This window comes from Enhydrobacter aerosaccus, from assembly GCF_900167455.1.
Lineage (GTDB): Bacteria > Pseudomonadota > Alphaproteobacteria > Reyranellales > Reyranellaceae > Reyranella > Reyranella aerosaccus.
This window is the reverse complement of sequence record NZ_FUWJ01000004.1, coordinates 135,798-151,725: the sequence shown is the minus strand read 5'-3', so window position 1 is coordinate 151,725 and position 15,928 is coordinate 135,798. Positions and strand designations below refer to the sequence as shown.

16 protein-coding genes are annotated in these 15,928 nt (G+C 66.2%); 7 read left to right on the top strand and 9 right to left on the bottom strand.

All coding sequences use genetic code 11. From position 1 onward, the window contains the following. The first annotated feature begins 35 nt into the window (after positions 1–35). Entirely contained in the window at positions 36–1,631 is a 1,596-nt protein-coding gene (locus B5D62_RS17995) for a GMC family oxidoreductase (protein WP_085935307.1), read from the top strand. 236 nt (positions 1,632–1,867) lie between these two features. On the opposite strand, the gene B5D62_RS33430 is transcribed toward B5D62_RS17995, so the two are convergent. Then, entirely contained in the window at positions 1,868–2,035 is a 168-nt protein-coding gene (locus B5D62_RS33430) for a hypothetical protein (RefSeq protein WP_170921003.1), read from the bottom strand. A 111-nt stretch (positions 2,036–2,146) separates the two neighbouring features. Here B5D62_RS33430 and B5D62_RS33425 point away from each other — a divergent pair, with 111 nt between their 5' ends. The 4 genes from B5D62_RS33425 to B5D62_RS33420 all read left to right on the top strand — a co-directional run bounded on the left by B5D62_RS33425 (position 2,147) and on the right by B5D62_RS33420 (position 5,620). Next, positions 2,147–3,262, top strand: a complete 1,116-nt coding sequence (locus tag B5D62_RS33425) for a hypothetical protein (RefSeq protein WP_170921002.1) — start codon at positions 2,147–2,149, stop codon at positions 3,260–3,262. 59 nt (positions 3,263–3,321) lie between these two features. Next, on the top strand, positions 3,322–4,230 hold the full coding sequence (locus B5D62_RS17985) for an LLM class flavin-dependent oxidoreductase (RefSeq protein WP_170921001.1): 909 nt from the start codon (positions 3,322–3,324) through the stop codon (positions 4,228–4,230). Positions 4,231–4,288: 58 nt separating this feature from the next. Beyond that, entirely contained in the window at positions 4,289–5,356 is a 1,068-nt protein-coding gene (locus B5D62_RS17980) for a patatin-like phospholipase family protein (RefSeq protein WP_269435108.1), read from the top strand. A 120-nt stretch (positions 5,357–5,476) separates the two neighbouring features. Then, positions 5,477–5,620: a hypothetical protein gene (locus tag B5D62_RS33420; RefSeq protein WP_170920999.1), complete on the top strand. Its 144-nt coding sequence runs from the start codon at positions 5,477–5,479 to the stop codon at positions 5,618–5,620. 33 nt (positions 5,621–5,653) lie between these two features. Here the strand turns inward: B5D62_RS33420 and B5D62_RS17975 are convergent, their stop codons facing one another. Together B5D62_RS17975 and B5D62_RS17970 are read right to left on the bottom strand one after the other, a co-directional pair. Beyond that, complete coding sequence (locus tag B5D62_RS17975; protein WP_170920998.1) at positions 5,654–6,628, bottom strand: ABC transporter substrate-binding protein; 975 nt, start codon at positions 6,626–6,628, stop codon at positions 5,654–5,656. 767 nt (positions 6,629–7,395) lie between these two features. Beyond that, the gene (locus B5D62_RS17970) at positions 7,396–8,367 is read right to left on the bottom strand and encodes a Bug family tripartite tricarboxylate transporter substrate binding protein (protein WP_085935302.1); all 972 of its coding nucleotides are present in this window, start codon (positions 8,365–8,367) and stop codon (positions 7,396–7,398) included. Between the two features lie 140 nt (positions 8,368–8,507). On the opposite strand from B5D62_RS17970, the gene B5D62_RS17965 reads away from it, so the two are divergent. Together B5D62_RS17965 and B5D62_RS17960 are read left to right on the top strand one after the other, a co-directional pair. Further along, entirely contained in the window at positions 8,508–9,497 is a 990-nt protein-coding gene (locus B5D62_RS17965; protein WP_085935301.1) for an ABC transporter substrate-binding protein, read from the top strand. Between the two features lie 104 nt (positions 9,498–9,601). Continuing rightward, positions 9,602–10,768 carry an acyl-CoA dehydrogenase family protein gene (locus tag B5D62_RS17960; RefSeq protein WP_085935300.1) on the top strand — a complete coding sequence of 389 codons (1,167 nt, stop codon included), beginning with the start codon at positions 9,602–9,604 and terminating at the stop codon, positions 10,766–10,768. A 108-nt stretch (positions 10,769–10,876) separates the two neighbouring features. Here B5D62_RS17960 and B5D62_RS17955 read toward each other — a convergent pair whose 3' ends face one another. From B5D62_RS17955 to soxA, 6 genes are all read right to left on the bottom strand, one after another. Then, entirely contained in the window at positions 10,877–12,280 is a 1,404-nt protein-coding gene (locus B5D62_RS17955; protein ID WP_085935299.1) for a cytochrome B6, read from the bottom strand. Between the two features lie 102 nt (positions 12,281–12,382). Then, positions 12,383–13,180: a class II aldolase/adducin family protein gene (locus tag B5D62_RS17950; protein ID WP_085935298.1), complete on the bottom strand. Its 798-nt coding sequence runs from the start codon at positions 13,178–13,180 to the stop codon at positions 12,383–12,385. 72 nt (positions 13,181–13,252) lie between these two features. Further along, positions 13,253–13,744, bottom strand: coding sequence for an Lrp/AsnC family transcriptional regulator (locus B5D62_RS17945; RefSeq protein ID WP_085935297.1), 492 nt, complete (start codon positions 13,742–13,744; stop codon positions 13,253–13,255). Between the two features lie 66 nt (positions 13,745–13,810). Then, entirely contained in the window at positions 13,811–14,083 is a 273-nt protein-coding gene (locus tag B5D62_RS17940; RefSeq protein ID WP_085935296.1) for a hypothetical protein, read from the bottom strand. A gap of 120 nt (positions 14,084–14,203) precedes the next feature. Next, complete coding sequence (locus tag B5D62_RS17935) at positions 14,204–15,157, bottom strand: TAXI family TRAP transporter solute-binding subunit (protein ID WP_085935295.1); 954 nt, start codon at positions 15,155–15,157, stop codon at positions 14,204–14,206. Then, positions 15,154–15,924 carry a sulfur oxidation c-type cytochrome SoxA gene (gene soxA / locus B5D62_RS17930; RefSeq protein WP_085935294.1) on the bottom strand — a complete coding sequence of 257 codons (771 nt, stop codon included), beginning with the start codon at positions 15,922–15,924 and terminating at the stop codon, positions 15,154–15,156. The genes B5D62_RS17935 and soxA overlap by 4 nt, the downstream gene beginning before the upstream one ends. Positions 15,925–15,928 lie beyond the last annotated feature (4 nt).

Below are 15,928 nucleotides of genomic sequence, written 5' to 3'. Positions count from 1 at the left end.
GAGGAGAGGTGATAAGAGGCTGAAGGGAGAAGCGCATGCAAGCGGATTACGTGGTGGTAGGGGCCGGCTCGGCTGGCTGCGTGCTCGCGTCTCGTCTGTCGGAAACGGGCGCCTCGGTGATCCTGCTCGAGGCCGGGCCCAACGACTGGCATCCGATGATCCATATCCCGGCCGGCATGCGGTCGCTGATCCGCAATCCGCTGGTGAACTGGAACTACACGACCGAACCGGAGAAGGCGTCGGGCGAACGTCGCATCGATTGGCCGCGCGGTCGCACGCTGGGCGGCTCGAGTTCGATCAACGGCATGCTCTATGTGCGCGGCGCGCCGGCCGACTTTGACGGCTGGGCCCAGATGGGCTGCCGCGGCTGGAGCTGGGACGATGTGTTGCCCTACTTCAAGCGCTCCGAGCACTACGTGCAGGGCGGCGATCCCGAAGTGCGCGGCAGCGGTGGCCCGCTCAAGGTCGAGGACTACCGCACCATCCTGCCGCTCACCCACCGCTTCGTCGAAGCGGCGCAGCAGGCCGGCTTCCCCTTCAATCCCGATCTCAACGGCAAGCAGCGATACGGCGTCGGCTATTCGCAGATGACGCGGCGCGGCCGCTTCCGCGGCTCGACGGCACAGACCTACCTGCGCGAGGCGCGGCGGCGACCCAACCTGCGGATCGAGACCGACGCCCAGGCCGGCCGGCTGAGCTTCGAGGGCCGACGCTGCACCGGCATCTCCTTCCAGCGCGGCGGCAACCTCACCCATGTGCGCGCCAATCGCGAGGTGATCGTGGCCGGCGGCACCATCAACTCGCCGCACATCCTGCAGGTCTCCGGCATCGGCCCGGCGGCCCATCTGCAATCGCTGGGCATCCCGGTCGTCCACGACCTGGCGGGCGTGGGCGCCAACCTGATCGACCATTATGTGATCCGGGTCGTGCATCGCGTGAAGGGTGCCGAGACGGTCAACGAGATCGCGCGCTTCCCCCGCGTGCTGCCGGAGATCGTGCGCTTCGCCGTCACCGGCCGCGGCGCGCTCACCTTCGGCGTCACCACGGCGCAGGTCTTCTGCGACAGCCGCGAGGGCCTGGCCTCGCCCGACCTGCAGCTCCTGTTCACGCCCGGCAGCACGCATCCGCTGAAGTTCGGCCAGCTCGACGAGCAGCCGGGCATGAGCTGCGTCGTCTGCGTCGTGAAGCCGGACAGCCGGGGCACGATCATGGCGACCTCGCCCGAGCCGTTCGAGCGGCCGGCGATCCGGCCCAATTATCTCAGCACCCGCACCGACGAGCTCGCCCTGCTCGGCGGCACGCGCCACGCGCGCCGCATCTTCGCGCAGGCCTCTCTCTCGCAGCATAGCAGCGGTGAGATCCAGCCCGGCGCCGACATAAGCAGCGACGCGGACCTGCTCGCCTATGCCCGCCGTGCCGGCAACACGCTCTATCATCCGGTCGGCACCTGCCGGATGGGCGAGGATCCGCGCGCCGTCGTCGATTCGCGCCTCAGGGTCCACGGCATCGAAGGCCTGCGCGTGATCGACGCCTCGGTGATGCCGACGCTCACCACCGGCAACACCAACGCCCCCACCATCATGATCGCCGAGAAGGGCGCGACGATGATTGCGGAGGACGCGAAGCCATAAGGTGCATCTGCCGTCGGCGCCGCAGCAGGGACGGCAGCGCCAGCCACAGGGCGCCGGCAACGAAAAACCAGAGGAAGGCCAGCATCTGCAGCAGGGGCGCGATGTCGGGAGCGACTCGCGCGGCGGACAACAGGCCGACGAAGCCCAGCACGCCCACGACCTGCACGCCCGCCAGGGCCATCCGCGCCTGGGTGAACGACCGTGTCCGGCGGTCGGGACGAAAGTCCGCGCTCCGGTCAGGCGGCAAGATAGGTGAAGACCTTGTAGGCCAGGCCGGCGGGAAACAGTGCAGCCGGCGTCACGCACAGAAAGCCGACGACGAACTGCGCCGCCTTGGCGGTCAGCCGTTCGGCGCGCGTCAACGGAGGTTCTTCTTCCTGAAGATGAACAGCAGAGAGGGACATGGCGGACTCCTGATGAGACCTGGTCGGCCCCATAGTTGGAGATTTCGCCATAGGGATTCGAGAACGCTGACGGCTCTCGGCCATAGCCGCATCATAGGAATCGATGATCCATTGGCGCCCCTCGCACCGTCCTTGCCGGAACGCGCGAAGGGCGTGCTACGGTGCGACGTGGTTTGGGAATCGATCCTGCCGGACAGGCGTCTGACACTGCCGCTCATCCTGCGCCGGCTGCTCCTGTGGCTCGGCGCGATGGCCGGAATGGCCGGACTGTTGTCGCCGGCGCTTGCCGCAGACACGGCCACGATCGAGCTGTCGATGCGGCTGGAGAACATCTCCGGCTTCTCGACCCGGGACAAGACCTACTCGGTCGATGGCACGCTGTGGCTGGCCTACGACGCGGCTCTGGCCCGGGCGTTGGACGAGCACAAGATGGCCGCCATCGATCTCGTCCGCTTCCAGAACCTGGTCAATCCGTGGGACTCGACCGTCGAGCTGCTGACCCGGCAGCCGGCGCGGCTGGCCGACGGCAAAGTCTTCCAGGGCTATCGCTTCGTCGGCACGTTCTATTCCAACGACATCGACTTTGCCCACTTCCCGTTCGGCCAGGTGACGCTGTCGGTCGTGATCGAGCCCAGGATCGGCATCGCTGACCTGCTCGGCCGCACCATCCGGGTCGCGGTGGCGCCATCGGGGGCCGAGCTCGGCGCGCGGGCCGGCATCAGCGGCTACGATCTCAGCCGCTGGGCCTTCGTCGACGTGCCCTACAAGCGCGCCACCAGCCTGATGGGGGGCGCCGCCGCCACCGAGAGCCGCGCCGTCTTCAACCTCCATTACGACGCCAACGACTATGCCGCAGCCGTCAAATGGGTCCTGCCGCTGGCCGTCGTGATGCTGATCATGCTGCTGACGCCGACGCTCTCCAGCGCCCTGATCTCCGAGCGGCTGGCCGTGCCGCCGATGATCCTGCTCAGCATCGCCCTGATGCAGCAGAGCTATCGCGAGAACCTGCCGGCCATTCCCTACCTGACGTTCCTCGACAAGCTCTATGCCTTCTCCTTCATCGTGACGCTGGCCTTCTTCGTGCTCTTCATCTGGGCCGCCAACGCGCTGCGCAGCGCCTCACCCGCCAGCTCGGCGCGACAGACGCGGCGCATCAACAGGGTCGATCTCGCCACGCAGATTTTGGCCGTCGCCGGCTACGTGCTGATCGTCGTGCTCTCGGTGTAGGCTGCGGCCGATCGATCATGGATGCCCGACGCCATTCGGGCCCGAAAGGAGACCCGAGGATGGCCGATGCCCTTCCCGCCCTGTGCCTGATTGCCATGCCGGGCCGCCGGCGCCGCACCATCGAGCTCTGCAAGGAAGCCGAGACGCGTGGCTTCGCCGGCATCTATGTGCCGAGCCCATTCGGCAACATGTCGATGTGCGAGGCGCTGTCGTGGAACACCGAGAACGTCCCCTTCGCTACCTCGATCGTGCCGATCTACCAGCGCACGATCGTCGATTTCGCGCAGAGCGCCGCCATGATGCACGAGGTCTCGAACGGCCGCTTCCGGCTCGGCATCGGCATCGCCCACGGCCCGTCCTACGTGCGCATGGGCGTGACGCCCGGCAAGCCGCTGGCCGACACGCGCGCCTTCATCGAGAAGTTCCGTGCCGAGACGGCGTTCGGACCGCTGCCGCCCATCATCGTCGCGGCGTTGCGCCGGAAGATGGTGGCGCTGGCCGGCGAACTGGCCGAAGGCGTGGTGTTCGCCAATGTCTGCCGCTCGCATGTGGGCGACTCGCTGGCGGCGCTGCCGGCGGCGAAGCGCACCGGCGATGCCTTCTTCATCGGCAACATGATCCCGACCTGCATCAGCGACGATGTCGAGGCGGCCAAGGCGGTGAACCGGCGCACCCTCACCAACTACGCCTTCCTGCCCAACTACCGGAACTACTGGAAAGAGGCCGGCTACGCCGAGGAGATGGCGGCGATCGAGAAAGCGATCGCCGAGGGGCGCCGCGACGACGTGCCGAAATACCTCACCGACAAGTGGCTGGCCGACACCACGCTGTTCGGCCCGGCCGCCAAGGTCCGCGACGGCGTTGCCGCCTGGCGCGCGGCCGGCGTACACACGCCAATCCTGGTGCCTTCCTCGGCCGCAGGCAATCAGATGAAGGCAATCGAGGAAGTGTTCGGGGCGTTTGGGTGAGGGTGAACTGCTCCACTCTTAAGTTCATCCAGCTCCCATAAACGTGTGAGGCAACATCGTGGCGCATCGAGCGTTCGTTGCGTTTTCTGGCGGAGGCGCTAAGGGCATCGTGCATGTCGGTGCCCTCAAAGCGCTCGAACTGCGCAACGTAGAAATATTGGGCGTTTCCGGTACTTCTGCGGGAGCCATCGTGGCTGCGCTAGCAGCTTCTGGGTTTCGAGCAGACGATATCGTAGACGGAGCTACGGGAAGCACTATCCTTCGTGAGCTGTCAATTATCGATCCAAGGCTGAGACGAGCCGTTGATCTTTTTGGTGGTCAGTGGTGGCGGATTCGGCTGCTCCGCGCGGTTCTCACTCTTCCAATGCCACTAGGCTGGACCGCATTCCTAACTTGGGTCGCTTTGCTTCTTCTCGGCTGGGGACTTCAGGCACTGTTACCGTCGTCCGTAACTTTTCTCTTTTGGCTTGGCTACTGGCTCATTCTCGGCATAGCAGCATTTGTCATATCTCGCGTGGCATTGGGGGGACTAAGCGACATTCGTCGGTTCCGCGATGCCCTAAACCGACTATTGCAACGTAAGATGTTTCCCGACGAGGCGGAGCGAACCGTCCTGCTCGAAGACTTCGGAAAAGAGGGTCGCCCAACTTTGAAAATTGTGAGCGCAAATCTAAGCCAACATTCGCTACACCTGTTCTCACCGGAACGTACGCCAAAGATGCCGTTAGCCGACGCTGTCGCAGCGTCAGTTTGCCTTCCGGTGGTATTCTCTCCGTGGCAAATAGCGCAAGATCTACATGTTGACGGCGGAATTGTCTCAAATTTACCGGCTTGGTCGTTTGACGAAGAGAGGGAATTGGACCCCGAAGCTTTGACGATTGCCGTGGAGGTCGAGGTGCAACCGGAAAGCGCATACTTGAACCGATTTAATTGGGTTCCGGCTGCGATTCGAACGGGCCTTTTTGGCTCAGGAGAGCTAAATTTGCGCATATCCGGGCCAAGCGAGAAGTTGGCTCTGCCGACTAAGTTTGGGCTTCTAGATTTCGACAAATCGGCAGAAGCGACGGCGGCAGAAGTTCGGGAAGTCGCTGCCGCTGCGGGTACTCAAGCCAGAGAGGGTGCTTAGAGGACCACTCTCAGACATAGGCTCTGTCGCATCGTCGAATGAAGACGACACGGTGGCCGCCGCCCGCATCTTGTCCGTCCCCGCCAACGCCTGGGCGAATTCGGCCATAAGGACGGCAGCGTGCTGCTCGCGGGCAAATGCTCCATTGTGGAGTTCCAGCCATGCGCCGAGCGTCATCCTGCTGCCGCTCTTCTTCTCCAGACGCCGAAGGCGGCGGGCAATCAGATGAAGGCAATCGAAGAAGTGTTCGCGACCTTCGGCTGAGGCGAATGGCGCGGGCTGCCGCGCCCGCGGCCGCTACTGGATCAGGTCGTCGGCGCTGGCCAGCAGCGTCTGCGGCAGGGTGAGGCCGAGCGCCTTCGCGGTCCTGAGGTTGATCACGAGGTCGAACGCGGTCGGCTGCTCCACCGGCAGGTCGGCCGGCCGGGCGCCGGCCAGGATCCGCTTCACATAGTACATCGAGCGCCGCACCAGCGTGGTGAAGGTAGCGCCATAGCTCATCAGCGCCCCGGCCTCGGCCACGTTGCGGGACGGGCCGATCACGGCGATGTGGCGCTCGATTCCCAGAGCGGCGATGCGGCCGACGAGCTGCCAGAACAGGGCATCGGCGACCAGCAGCAGCGCGTCGGGCTGCACCCCGTCCGGTGCTATCTCGCCCCTCGGGCCGAACGCCGCGTCGAAGCCATCGGGCGCGCTGAGCTCGATCGCGCGTACCTCCAGCCCGATCCCGGCGCCGACCGTCCGCACCCGCTCGAAGATCGGCCGGTTGGTGGCATTGAGCGGATTGATCAATACCGCGAGCGTCCGTGCCTGCGGCAGCACCGTGCGCACCAGCTCCACCAATTTCGGCACCGCGTCGTCGGCCATGGTGGCGACGCCGGTCGCGTTGCCGCCAGGACGCGCCAGACTGTCGATCAGCCCGGCGCCCACGGGATCGTTGATGGCAACGAACACGATCGGCACCGTCCGGGTCGCCTGCAATGCGGCGCGTACCGAGGCAATCGTCGCCACCAGGAGGACAGCAGGGTTGGTCGCCAGCGCCGCCTGGGTGAGGGCCGGAAAGCGGCTGTACTCACCCTCGGCAAAATAGACGTCGAGCACATAGTCGCGGCCGTCCTTCAGGCCGTTATCGGCCAGGCCGGCATGGATCGTGGCGATCATGGGCGCTTCGGTGTGGGCATTGGCGGGCGCGATGAAGGCCAGCCGCGCCGGTGTCGCCGCCTGCGCCCGCATCGGCCCTGCCACCGCCGCGCCGCCCAGCGTCGCGATCACCACCCGCCGCCTCACGCTCCCCGCGCCCGCGGTCGGGCCGTCGGTCCTTCTACCGTTCGCCAAGAATGATCCCCCGCACTCCCCGGGCGGAACCGTAGAGGGGTCGTTGCGGACATGCAACGCAGGCGGCGGCGCCGACGCTGTTTAGGGGCGGCCAAGGCTGCGAAGACCCCCGTGCTCGCCGGCTAAGCTTTGCTCAAGCACGCTCGGTAGAGCTGCATCTACAGCAATGTGAGCGCCACTGGAGTGGCGCGCTCCCGTGAGCCCGACATGAAATGTTCCTGCCCCCTCGCCCGCTTTCATCGGAGCGCGCAACTCCAGTTGCGCTCATTCCAGGTGACATGCCTCTTTGAAGTCATCTCGCTGGACCGCTCTCTCTTCGTCCTCAACTAACGGGTATCGCATCGCCTATCGTTGGCAACCAGAATCGGGCAATCACACGCCGGTGTGTATCCTGTCGGCATGTACGCCGATCTCGCCCATAGCCGATGCTCGTTCCACTCGTTTCCCGAATTCGCGAAGGACTCGCGAGGCTCGCGAGCCTCGCGAGGAATCGTGCAAAATACCGTAAAGACGGGCACTTCCGGCCGATCCTCGCGAGCCTCGATTTTTTTGTGCGAACACCACCGGGGGATGCGCCACCGACGGGAAATTTACTGGAAAGCGCCGATGAACGCGGCATCCGCGGCTTCCCACCGCACGGGAAGGCACGAGACTTCGTGGGAACAGGCAGCCGGCGCTCCAGGGCGGATGCGCCGAGCGCCTGCTCAATCGACGGTCGCGCCCACCGTCTTCACCACCTCGGCCCATTTGAGGCGGTCGGCATGAACCGTCGCTTTGAACTGCTCCAGCGTCTCGTAGCGCGGGGTATTGCCGAGCTCGATCATCTTCTTCTGCGTCTCGGGATCATCGAGCGCGGCCTTCACCGCGGCGTTGAGCTTGCGCGCGATCGCGGGGTCGAGCCCCTTGGGCGCGAACAGGCCGAACCAGGTGTAGCTCTCGAAGTCCGGCAGCCCGGCCTCGGCGATGGTGGGCACGTCGGGGATCGCCGGCACGCGCATGGCGGTGGTGACGCCCAGCAGCCGCACCTTGCCGGCGCGGTAGTGCGGCAGGGCCGTCTGCACCTGATTGAAGATGCAGCAGACGTCACCGTTCAGCACGCCCTGGATGGCGTCGGGCCCGCCCTTGTAGGGCACGTGCACCATGTCGAGCCCGGCCTTGTGCACGAACTCGGCGAAGGCGAGATGCGTGCCCGTGCCGTTGCCGGTCGAGGCGTAATTGTACTTGCCGGGCGCGGCCTTCACCGCGGCGATGAACTCCGGCACCGTCCTGACATCGATCACCTTGGGGTTGATCATCAGCACATTGGAGACGTCGTTCAGGGTCGAGATCGGCGTGAAGTCGGCCTCGACGTCGAACGGCAGGCGCTTGTAGAGGGCGGCGTTGACGCCGTGGGTGGCGGCGGTGCCGATCAGCAGCGTATAGCCATCGGGCTGGGCACGGGCCACGATCTCCGAGGCGACGTTGCCGCCGGCGCCGGGCTTGTAGTCCAGCACCAGTCGCTGCCCGAGCGACTTCTCCATCGCCGGCTGCAGCATGCGGCCCACGACGTCGACGCCGGAGCCCGCGGGAAAGCCCATCAGCACGGTGATCGGCCGCGTCGGCCATTCCTCGGCGACGGCAGCGAACGGCAGCAAAAGCGCGGCCATAACGGCCAGGCCGCGAACGAAACTCCCCATGCGACGACTCCCCCTTCTCGGATTCCCCTTTTAGAGGCAGCGCCGCCATACGGCCACCATTCGGGGCGGAAGGAGAAAAGGCTTGCGGGCCGTCGCTTGCCAAGAGACAGGAACAACGGGGTTTCGGAACGGGGGACGACATGAAGCGACGGCAGGCCATCGGGCTGATGGCCGGATCCGCGGTCTCGGCGGCAGCGACGGCGCGCGCCCAGCAGACGCCGCGGATGTGGACGGTGGGTGTGGCAACCGGCAGTGCCGAGGGCGATTCCGAGGCCGAGGAGCGGCTCGAGGCGTTCCGCCAGGGCATGCGCGACCTGGGCTGGAGTGAAGGCCGGAACGTCCGCTACGTCTATCGCTGGATGCGCAACGACGCCGCTCTCGGGCGCACCATGGCCGCGGAGCTGGTGGCGCTGGCGCCCGATGTCGTCCTGACCTCCGGCACCGTGGCAACCGTCGCGCTGCATACGGCCACCGATACGGTGCCGGTCGTGTTCGTCAACGTGACCGATCCGGTGGCCGGCGGGTTCGTGGCCAGCCTTGGCCATCCCGGCGGCAACATGACCGGTTTCACACCGTTCGAGTATGAGATCTCCGGAAAATGGCTGGTGCTGCTGCGGCAGGTGGCGCCGGCGGTCTCGCGCGTGGCCCTGATGGGCGACATCGGCAACCACAACTTCAAGGGCTTCTGGCTGCCGTTCGAGGAGGCCGCGCGACGGGCAGGCATCGAGCCGCTGCGGATGCCGGCCACCAGCGCGGCCGAGATCGAGAGCGGGATCGCCGCCTTCGGCGGCACGCCCGGAGGCGGCCTGATCGTGACCGCGTCAACCTTCTCGCTGGTCCATCGCGAGTTGATCGAGAGCCTGGCGGCGCGGTATCGCCTGCCGGCGATCTACTGGACACGCTTCTTTCCGCAGACCGGCGGCCTGCTGTCCTACGGGCCGGACAGCAACGCCATGACACGCGAGGCGGCGCGCTATGTCAGCCGCATCCTCGAGGGCGAGAAGCCAGCCAACCTGCCGGTCCAGGTGGCGACGAAGTACGAGACGGTGCTGAACCTCGGCGTGGCCCGCAAGCTCGGTCTCGCGGTGCCGCCGCAGTTCGCCGCGCTGGCCGACGAGGTGATCGACTGACGCTGCGATTCGCTCGCTCGTGCCGCATATCGGCTGCGAATGCACGAACGAGATCGCGCCGGCAACCGGTCCGCTACACTGCGGCGACAGCAGAGAGGAACGCCATGGGCTACATGACCGACGAGCGCCGCATGATCCAGGAGACGGCGCGGGCCTTCGCGATGAAGGAGGTGCTGCCACTCGCCAACAAGCTCGATCCCGAGAAGGGCGACATCCCAACCGAGCTGATCGAGAAGCTGGCCGACATGGGCTATTTCGGCATCGTCATCCCCGAGCAGTATGGCGGGCTGGGGCTCGGCGTGTTCGAGTATTGCCTGATCACCGAGGAGCTGGCGCGGGCGTGGATGAGCGTCGCCTCGATCATCGCCCGCGGCAACGGCTTGAGCGCCGGTCGCGGCATGACCGAGGAGCAGCGTGCGGTGTTCCTGCCGCGGGCGGCGAAGGGGCAGTTCCTGGGCGCGGCGGCGATGTCCGAGCCGGATGTCGGCTCGGATCTCGGCAACATCTCCTGCCGGGCGCGGCGCGACGGCGATTCTTGGGTGATCAACGGCAACAAGTACTGGTGCACGTTCGCGGATGGGGCGGATTACATCATGCTGGTGGCGCGCACCTCGGATGCGCCCGACCCCAAGCGCAAGCATGTCGGCCTCTCCTCCTTCCTGATCGAGAAGAAGCGCGGGACGCTGCCCGAGGGCGTGCGCGGCGCGCCGATCCCCAAGATCGGTTACTTCGGCTGGAAGACCTGGGAGCTCGCCTTCGACAATTGCCGCCTGCCGGCCTCGGCGCTGATCGGCGAGGAGGGGCGCGCCTTCTACTACATCTCGGCCGGTCTCGAACGCGCCCGCGCCCATACCGCGGCCCGCGCCATTGGCTTGGCGCGCGGGGCGCTCGAGGATGCGACCGCCTATGCGCAGGAGAGGCGGCAGTTCGGCCAGGCGATCGGTGAATTCCAGAACACGCGGTTCAGGCTCGCGCGCATGGCGACCGAGATCGAGGCGTCGCGCCAGCTCATGTACTTCGTGTGCGACGAGATCGACAGCAAGCGCCGCTGCGACAAGGAAGCGGCGATGGTGAAGTTCCACGCCTCTGAGATGGCCGAGCGCGTGACCAGCGAGGCGCTGCAGATCTTCGGCGGCGCCGGCTACACCACCCTTCACGCGGTCGAGCGCTACTGGCGCGACGCGCGGCTCACCAAGATCTTCGAAGGCACCAGCGAGATCCAGCAGCGCATCATCTCCGATCACCTGCTGGGCAAGCCCAAGGCCGCGTAGTCATGCCCTCGCCCCTCTTTCTCGGAATCCCTCCCCCTGGCGGAACCCGCCAGGGGGAGGTGTCGCCGTCATACGGCGACATAGGGGGCGGCGACGGAGGGGGATTGCCTACAGCGCGCGCAGGAACTGGACGAGATCCTGCTTTTCGGGCTGCGTCAGTTTGGTGCCGAGCACGAGGTTGAAGAACTCGACCGTGTCGTCGAGCGTCAGCAGGCGCCCGTCGTGCAGGTAGGGCGGCGAGTCCTTGATGCCGCGCAGCGGGAAGGTCTTGATCGGGCCGTCGGCGCTGGCCATCAGGCCGTTGATCATCACCGGCTTGTAGAAGCGCTCGACCTGGAGATTGTGCATCAGGTTGTCGGTGTAGAAGGGCGGCGTGTGGCAGGTCGCGCACTGGCCCTTGCCGAAGAAGATCGCCTGGCCGCGCATCTCGGCGGCCGTCGCCCTGGCCGGATCGAGCTTGCCGAACAGGTCGAGCTTGGGGGCCGGCGGGAAGTCGAGCAGTTCCTGGAACTCGGCCATGTCGTGCACTTGGCTGCCGCGCTCCAGCACGTTGACGCCCTTCTTGGTCGCGATCACCGGATCGCCGTCGAAATAGGCGGCACGCTGCTCGAACTCGGTGAAGTCCTCGACCGTCTTGAGCGCGCGCTGCGAGCCGAAGAGCCGCTGGATGTTCACCCCGCGCAGCGACGGCGTGTCGATGCGGTGACGATGCTCCTGCGGACGGATATCACCCACCTCGTGGGTCGAGCCGTTGGTGTGGCCGTTGGCGTGGCAATCCAGGCAAGCGACGCCGCGGCTCGCCTTCTCCGAGCGACGGTCCTCGGTCTGGTTGAACTGCTGCTGCGGGAACGGGGTAAGCAGCAGCCGCAGCCCCTCGATCTGCTTGGGATTCAGGATGCCGTTGAACAGCTCGTAGTAGTTGTCGATCGTGACCAGCTTGCCTTGCGACACGTCGCCGAGATCGGGCCGCGTGGTCAGGTAGATCGGCGCCGGGAACTCGGGCAGGAACTGGTCGGGAATGTCGTACTCGAGGTCGAAGCGCGTGAGATCGCGCGCCTCCTGCTTCCTGATCTCCTCGATCTCGAACTTCGGGAACACCATGCCACCCTCGGCCTGGTTGGGATGCGGCAGCGGATAGAAGCCCTTGGGAAAGAGGTTGCGGTCGCGGATTTCGACCGGTGTGGCGTTCGCCAGCTGCTCCCAGCTCGTGCCCGCCGGCAGCTTCACGCGCACGCCGTCCTGCACGGGCTTGCCGCGCGACATCGTCATGCCCGCGGCCGGACGGTTGGCAAGGTCGTAGCGCTCGGCCAGCAGATCGGCCTGCCGCTTCTGGACGGCCGGCTGCGCCGCCTTCATGCGGGCCATGATCGCGGCGAATGGTTCCTTGATATCGACTGGCATGTAGCTGGTGGCGCCACGCTGCGCGTCCTGAGCAGAGGCGATGGCGAATGTCGCAAGAGCGGTCGCAGTCGTGAGCGACAGCCACAGCAGCTTGGATTTGGGCAGGCGCATGGAAGCTCCTCGTCATCGTATCAGAGGCGCCCCCGCCGGACGGAAAACTACCCTTGCCCGTCCGCCGTGGCAATCACCGAAGACTGCAGAGGAGACCTCCGATCAATCGCGGAAGGAGGGATCGATCCGGTCGAGCTTGCGCAGGAGAGCCGGCCACTCCATCACGCCGAAGGGGCGGCGCGTCTGCGGCTGGTAGTTCAGGTAGGTCGCCTCGACGACGTCGGCCGGGACATCGACCAGTGGGGTGTTGCAGGCCATGGCCGCGAGCTGCGTCTTGCAGGAAAGTTCCAGACGGTGAATGGCATTGAAGGCCTCGGCGACAGTGGCGCCGGTGGTGAGCAGGCCGTGATTGCGCAGGATCATCGCATTGTTGGTGCCGAGGTTGCGCACCAGCGATTCCTGCTCGCCGAGATCGAGCACCACGCCGTTGAAGTCGTGATAGCTGATATGGGCGAAGCGCATCGAAGTCTGGGTGTTGGCGAGCAGGCCGCACGCCAGCGTCGAGACCGCCATGCCGGGCCAGGTGTGGGTATGGATCACGCACGCCACCTCGGGCCGCGCGCGATGGATGGCGCTGTGGATCACGAAGCCGGCACGGTTGATGCCGTAGTCGAGGCCGGCCCCGAACTCGGGCTTGGCGAGGATGTTCCCCTCGTGATCGATCTTGATCAGGCTGGAGGCGGTGATCTCGTCATAGAGCATGCCGTAGGCGTTGATCAGGAACGCGTCGGGCTCGCCCGGCACGCGGACCGAGACATGGTTCGCGGCCATGTCGGACATGCCGTAGAGATCCATGAGGCGATAGCAGGCAGCGAGATCGATACGCGCCTGCCATTCCTCGGGCGAGACCTCGTCGCGCAGATGGGCGACCTTCGACGTCTTCAGCGCATGTACGGCCATAGGGCCCTCCCGGTTGTGCGTGCAGGGCACGACCGTAGCGCCGGGCCGGCCCGGCCGTCCATGGGGCCGCGCTCAGATCTTCTTCTTCGGATCGCGCAGATTTCGCGGTTCGAGCGGGATCGGATAGGCGGTGGTCGACTTGATGCGCTCCATGGCGAAGCGCGAGGTGACGTTCTTGAGCGGCATGCTGTCGATCAGCTTCTTGTAGAAGGTGTCGAAGGCCTGCATGTTCGGCACCGCCACGCGCAGCATGTAGTCGATGTCGCCGGCCATGCGATAGAACTCCATCACCTCGGGCATCGCCGTCACGGTCTGGGCGAACTTCGACAGCCAGGCCGACGAATGATCGCCGCTTTCGATCGACACGAACACGGTCAGTCCCTGGCCGATCGCCTCGGGCGACACCAGCGCCACGCGCTTCAGGATGACGCCGGTCTTCTCCAGCCGCTGGATGCGCTTCCAGCACGGGCTCTGCGACAGGCCTACGCGGTGGGCAATCTGCGCCAGCGACAGGCTGGCATCCTCCTGCAGGAGGGCCACGATCTTCCGGTCAATCGCATCCATGTATCGGAATCCTATGGGGCTTCGTCGCCCACTGTCGGGCGGCCGGCGTCCAAACTCAACCGGTCTTCAGCCCGAAACCGCGTCGAACCTCACCGGCGCGCCGAGGCGCAGGCTGAGGGCCTGGGCCAGGTCCTCGACGTCGCCGTCGATCGCGCCGGCATAATTGGCCAGCCGCGGATCGGCATCGCCGGACCACGACAGGCGCCAATCGCCGCCACTACAGACCAGCGCGCCGACGATGCGACCGCGCGTGGTCACGGCCCAAAGGCCCTGCTCGTCGCGACCGACGGCGAACAAGCGCGCGGCGCGGGAAACGAGATCGTTGGCAAGCGAGAACATGCTTCACTTTACTGCCCTCTCTGCACCACCCTCAATGAAATGGCCTGGTCGATTGCAAGGGGAGGAGGAGAAGGAAAGTCTTCGCCCGTCAGCCCGGAAGGAAGTTTTTCCTGCTGGCGCCTAATCGAGCGCGCCGCAGCGTCGAAAGTACCGCGCCACGCCCGACTGCAGCAGGCCAAGACTCGGCGTCGCCGCAAGGGTGTTCTTCACCGTCGTATAGAGAAGCTGCTTGGTCCGAAGGCCGGCATTCTCAGCGCGATGGAACGCAAAGGCCAAGCGATAGCCGGTGGCATCGGACAAGTCCGGCCGCGCCAGGATGAAGCTCCAGGAACCGACGGTCTCGATCGGGTCGTACTGTCCGGGATAGAGCCGCGCCGGCACCGTCAGCGGCTCCAGGAACGGATAGTTGGCCGCGATTCGCACGATCTCGTCCTCGACCGGCGCAATGAAGCGCGCGCCAACGGCCGAATCGGTCAGCGTGACGAAGGGCGGCCAGCGAAAGCCGCTGCCCCACATCGCCGCCGCATGGCCGGCAAGCACCAGCGGCGCCGCGTCGGCGAAGCGCTCCGGATAGATCGCCTGGAAGTTGCGATCGATGTCGAGACCGAGCGCGCCCATGACGTAGCGCGCCTGGACCATGGCGGCGGAGTCCTTGCGGTTCCACACCACGGGCCGGTCGACGAGATCCTTGATGTGCCGGAACCGGCTGTCGGCGCGCACGGCGAACAGGCCGGGAGTCGGATAGGTCGCGCTGATGATGCGCAGTCGCTCGCCCTCGGGTGCCGCCGCGGCGAAGACTTCATGCGCAATCTCGCCCGACACCAGGCCGAGATCGATGTCGCCGCGCTTCAGTTGCTCGACATTGTCGTACGCCCCCTTGGTCGGGACAGCGCGGATCTCGAGCGCGGGATCGACTGTCTTCAGCGCCTCGAGCAGCGCCGCACTGTACAAGGGCACGTTGCCGCCTTCCGCCGACGTCGTGCCGAAGGACAGGGTGACCTCCTGTGACCTGGCCGAGGTCGAGGCGATCAGCGTGGCGCCTGCCAGCCACGAGACGACCGCGCGGCGCCTCATGGCCTGACCGCCGGTGCGTCCATCGTCATGCCCTTGGCCCTCTGCATGAGATAGGCCTCGAGCGCGACATACTCCGGCGCGTCGTACGCGAACGGCTCGGCCCGCATGCCGATCATGCAGTTGCGCAGCCGGCGCTTGAGCGAGCCCAGCGTCTGCCATTCGAGACGGTAGATGGGATAGCCGGTGGGATGGGCCTGCGGGATCGTGGCCCCGCCCAGGCTCTTGCCGGCATTGTCGTCGTGGCAGTCGGCGCAAGAGAGATTGAGCTGGCCCTGGCGGCCCTTGAACAGCTGCTCGCCCTCGGCGCGGACCGGCGTCAGGCGCGCATCGTCCGGCGGGGCGATCGGCAGGCCGCGCGACTGCAGGGCAAGATAGGCCGAAAGCTGCAGCAGTTCCTGGCTCTCCGGCCCGAAAGCCGGGGCCTTCTGCTGCGTCGTGCGGCAGAGGTTGATGCGGCCGTCGAGATCGACCGGCCTGTCGCTGCCGGGCGTGAAGGCGGGATAGCGGGCGGCTACGCCCTTCATGCTGCCGGCGGCATGGCAATCGGCACAGGCCTTGTCGGAGGCGCCGGCCTTCTGCTTCCACAGTGCCTCGCCGGCCTGAACGAACAGCATGGCCGGATTGGCGGTGTCGTCGTCCTGCATCTTCTGCAGCGCCGCGCCCATATCCTGGTAGCCCGAGCGGCGATCCTCGGCACCGCCTTGCGCGGCGGCGAACGACGCCAGGAACACCATCCCCAGCGCCAGGGCGCACGATCTTCTGTTCATGTCA

Bases quoted from the DNA above. Each gene is read 5' to 3' on its own strand.
- B5D62_RS17995 (WP_085935307.1), top strand. From the start codon at position 36: ATGCAAGCGGATTACGTGGTGGTAGGGGCCGGCTCGGCTGGCTGCGTG.
- B5D62_RS17985 (WP_170921001.1), top strand. From the start codon at position 3,322: ATGGCCGATGCCCTTCCCGCCCTGTGCCTGATTGCCATGCCGGGCCGC.
- B5D62_RS17970 (WP_085935302.1), bottom strand. From the start codon at position 8,367: ATGGGGAGTTTCGTTCGCGGCCTGGCCGTTATGGCCGCGCTTTTGCTG.
- B5D62_RS17935 (WP_085935295.1), bottom strand. From the start codon at position 15,157: ATGAGGCGCCGCGCGGTCGTCTCGTGGCTGGCAGGCGCCACGCTGATC.
- B5D62_RS17960 (WP_085935300.1), top strand. From the start codon at position 9,602: ATGGGCTACATGACCGACGAGCGCCGCATGATCCAGGAGACGGCGCGG.
- B5D62_RS17945 (WP_085935297.1), bottom strand. From the start codon at position 13,744: ATGGATGCGATTGACCGGAAGATCGTGGCCCTCCTGCAGGAGGATGCC.
- B5D62_RS17955 (WP_085935299.1), bottom strand. From the start codon at position 12,280: ATGCGCCTGCCCAAATCCAAGCTGCTGTGGCTGTCGCTCACGACTGCG.
- B5D62_RS17950 (WP_085935298.1), bottom strand. From the start codon at position 13,180: ATGGCCGTACATGCGCTGAAGACGTCGAAGGTCGCCCATCTGCGCGAC.
- B5D62_RS17940 (WP_085935296.1), bottom strand. From the start codon at position 14,083: ATGTTCTCGCTTGCCAACGATCTCGTTTCCCGCGCCGCGCGCTTGTTC.
- soxA (WP_085935294.1), bottom strand. From the start codon at position 15,924: ATGAACAGAAGATCGTGCGCCCTGGCGCTGGGGATGGTGTTCCTGGCG.
- B5D62_RS17965 (WP_085935301.1), top strand. From the start codon at position 8,508: ATGAAGCGACGGCAGGCCATCGGGCTGATGGCCGGATCCGCGGTCTCG.
- B5D62_RS33430 (WP_170921003.1), bottom strand. From the start codon at position 2,035: ATGTCCCTCTCTGCTGTTCATCTTCAGGAAGAAGAACCTCCGTTGACG.